At 59.7% G+C, this 2984-nt stretch carries 4 protein-coding genes; 3 read left to right on the top strand and 1 reads right to left on the bottom strand.

Translation table 11 applies throughout. The features are described from left to right. Positions 1-550 (top strand): helix-turn-helix domain-containing protein (locus tag AC5JJ6_RS06765; RefSeq protein ID WP_496041301.1); only part of this gene is annotated, 550 nt, incomplete at its 5' end. Between the two features lie 356 nt (positions 551-906). Then, positions 907-1536 (top strand): hypothetical protein, encoded by a 630-nt coding sequence (locus AC5JJ6_RS06760; RefSeq protein WP_496041300.1) that lies wholly within the window; start codon positions 907-909, stop codon positions 1534-1536. A 97-nt stretch (positions 1537-1633) separates the two neighbouring features. On the opposite strand, the gene AC5JJ6_RS06755 is transcribed toward AC5JJ6_RS06760, so the two are convergent. Continuing rightward, entirely contained in the window at positions 1634-2236 is a 603-nt protein-coding gene (locus tag AC5JJ6_RS06755) for a HupE/UreJ family protein (RefSeq protein WP_496041299.1), read from the bottom strand. A gap of 337 nt (positions 2237-2573) precedes the next feature. On the opposite strand from AC5JJ6_RS06755, the gene AC5JJ6_RS06750 reads away from it, so the two are divergent. Continuing rightward, the gene (locus tag AC5JJ6_RS06750) at positions 2574-2969 is read left to right on the top strand and encodes a twin-arginine translocation signal domain-containing protein (protein WP_496041298.1); all 396 of its coding nucleotides are present in this window, start codon (positions 2574-2576) and stop codon (positions 2967-2969) included. The last annotated feature ends 15 nt before the right edge of the window (positions 2970-2984 follow it).

Here is a 2984-nt window from a genome sequence, read left to right as displayed (position 1 = left end):
AGTGTCCAAGAGCGAACTGTCGAAGCTCGAATCCGGAGCGCGGCCGGTCCGGCCGGACCACGTCATCAAGCTTGCCGGCGTCTACGGGATTACGCCGCTGGACCTGCTGACGCCCGAAAGCAAGCTTCGCGCTTTTGTGGAGCGGGCATCGGATACACGCAAGGCCGGCTCAACCGATCTTCCCCTGTTCGACGGCAGGTCTCTCAGCTCGCAGAAGGAAGCCGCACGCGCCTGTGGCAAGACGCCCTGCCCGATCCAGCTCGCCGACATTCCCAGCGCCTATGCGGTCAGCATCGGCGATATGACCAACGCACCGGCACTGCTCCCCGGAATCGTTCTATTCGTTCATCCCGAACGCTCCGTGATGATCAACGACCTCGTGATCAACCGGGTCACCTGGTCCCCGCTCGCTTTTTACCTCCGCCAGTCGGATGACGGAGATTTCTACGGTCTGACCTTGTCGAAGAAGCGGGTGGACCTTGAGGTGGAGGACATCGAGCGATTGCATAAGGTCGTCGGCATCTGGATGAACGGCGTCAAGGGCGACTGAAAAAGATTGTTCCGAGTCGCAATTTAATCCGCTGGTTATAGCCCGGAAAAGTCAAAATTCCGCCCGTCCTATGGTAGGCTGACCGAACAACTTTGTCGCGGATCTGGTGTGCGGATTCGGATCACGAATCTGACTCGGCAGATATATCCACGCGAAATCCGGCTGAATCCCACTAAGTGGGATATATAATGATTCTTCAATGGTTAAAATCCGATAACTATTTCAGAAATGGGTCTGACGACATCCGATAGCATTGATATCTAATGATATTTCATCCTTACCAAATTCGAAGATTCCCCATCACAGACAATTTTCTTTTTGTTATGACTGCGGCTTGAAGCAGTTGGGGGCAGGCAATGAAAATGGTCATGGATGGGGCGGATGTTCATCGGCAGTCGGTTCTTGCATTAATCAGGACCAAGAGCACTCTCAAGGCCGCAAGCATAGCTTGTGGACGTAACCATGGCTATTTTCATCAATACCTTTTCCAGAGCAAGCCACGCTTCTTGCCGGAAGATGTTAGGATCAAGCTCGCTCAATACCTGGGTATAGCTGAAAACCGCCTCCGTGAGCCGGAATTGTTCGTCAGTGTCGACCCTCCCGCCACGCAGCAGACGGAAGTTCGCCCAAGGCTCATGGTTTACGGGCGCGGATCCGAACCCGGCATCGACATGACCGCCCCCGTTGCCGAGATAGACTGTCCCCCCTCGCTGCTGCGCGTCGTCGATGCCTTCGCCGCCTATATCCACGACCCGGAGCTGGGTCCCTGGCTGCCGGTCGGCAGCCTGATCTATATCGACCCGAGCAAGCCGTTGCGGCCGGCCGATTTCGTACTCGTGAGGAGCGGACGGACCGGAAGGATCGCGATCTATCGCGGACGCACTGCGGACGGCATCGTCGTCGATACCGGCAACGGTCGCGACGAAAGCGTCCAGCTCGCGACACTGACCGGTTTTTGGAAGATCGTCAGCGTCGAGTTTCCTTGAAACCCGTCTTTCGGACCTGCTTGTTTCGGAACGAAAAAAGCCCCGCTGCCGGTCGACCCGGCAGCGGGGCTTCTTCGATCTTCCAGAAAGATTCAGCTTACCCGAGCAGCACCAGGGCCACGCCGCCGAAAGCGACCAGCGCACCGCTGCCCCGCACGGCCGCACGGCCGGCATTGCCCTGGACGAAACGCCGCACCGCGACGATCAGGCCGATGCCGCCGGCATGCAGCAACGCTGTCGCCACCGTGAAGCCAAGGCCGTAGGCCCAGGGAGAAGCCGCCGCGGGCATTTCGACACCGTGGGCATAGCCGTGGAAGACCGCGAACGCAGCCGTGATCGCGACGCAGACGCCGACCGACAGCTTCGGCTGAAACGCCACGAGGGCGCCCAGCGCCAGCACCGATCCGAGAATACCGAACTCGACCGCCGGCAGCGGCAGGCCGGCCATGCCGGCAATGCCGCCCAGGATCATTGCGGCGACGAAGGCCGCCGGCAGTGCCACAAGCGCGCGCCCACCCGTTTGGGCAGCCCAAAGGCCGACGGCAACCATGGCAAGCAGATGGTCCAGCCCGCCCAGCGGATGTTCGAAGCCATGCACGAAGCCGGCCGGCTCCATATGCCCCGGATGAGCCAATGCGGCGGCCGGCAATGCCATCAGCGCTGCACCGGCGAGGCCGAGAGCGAGACCTGTTCGCCTCATGTAATAGTCTCCCAAATAAAGAAGTTTTATCACCGCTACGCAACCTGGACTGAGTCGGCAACCTTGACGCCGAAGATATTATCGAAAATTGCTGGACCGTGGTTGATCCAGATCAATGTGTGCATATGACCCAGGACGGATTGTCTATGACCAGGCTGGTATGGTGATGCCCGGTCCAATGAATCGCCGGGTATGCCGCGGAAAGCAAGCTCTGCATGAGGCGAGCGGGGAAAAATCGCCCTCGTTCGTGCAGGGGAATACGCGCTGACGACGGCGGTCCTCCGCATGGGGACATCACGCGCACCGGCCAATGCAGAAAACGAGAAGGAATGGGCCGATGGCGAGGGTGGAAACTTTTTACGACGTGATCCGGCGCCAGGGGATCAGTCGCCGCAGTTTCCTGAAGTTCTGCTCGCTGACGGCGGCATCCCTGGGACTGGCTCCGGCCTTCGGCGCCCGCATCGCGGAAGCGATGGAAACCAAGCCGCGCATCCCCGTGCTCTGGCTCCACGGGTTGGAATGCACCTGCTGCTCGGAAAGCTTCATCCGCTCCGCCCATCCCCTGGTCAAGGACGTCGTCCTGTCCATGATCAGCCTGGACTACGACGACACCATCATGGCGGCGGCCGGCCATCAGGCGGAAGCCATCCTGGACGAGATCCGGCACGAGTACAAAGGGCGCTACATCGCCGCCCACGGTTCGGAAGTCAGGTTAACAGAAGCTTCGCCTTGACAGACGTGATGTGAT

The sequence above is a fragment of the Skermanella sp. genome (assembly GCF_059503625.1).
The sequence above is the reverse complement of the archived record's forward strand: the minus strand, read 5'-3'. Positions and strand labels throughout refer to the sequence as shown.

Bases quoted from the DNA above. Each gene is read 5' to 3' on its own strand.
- AC5JJ6_RS06760 (WP_496041300.1), top strand. From the start codon at position 907: ATGAAAATGGTCATGGATGGGGCGGATGTTCATCGGCAGTCGGTTCTT.
- AC5JJ6_RS06755 (WP_496041299.1), bottom strand. From the start codon at position 2,236: ATGAGGCGAACAGGTCTCGCTCTCGGCCTCGCCGGTGCAGCGCTGATG.
- AC5JJ6_RS06750 (WP_496041298.1), top strand. From the start codon at position 2,574: ATGGCGAGGGTGGAAACTTTTTACGACGTGATCCGGCGCCAGGGGATC.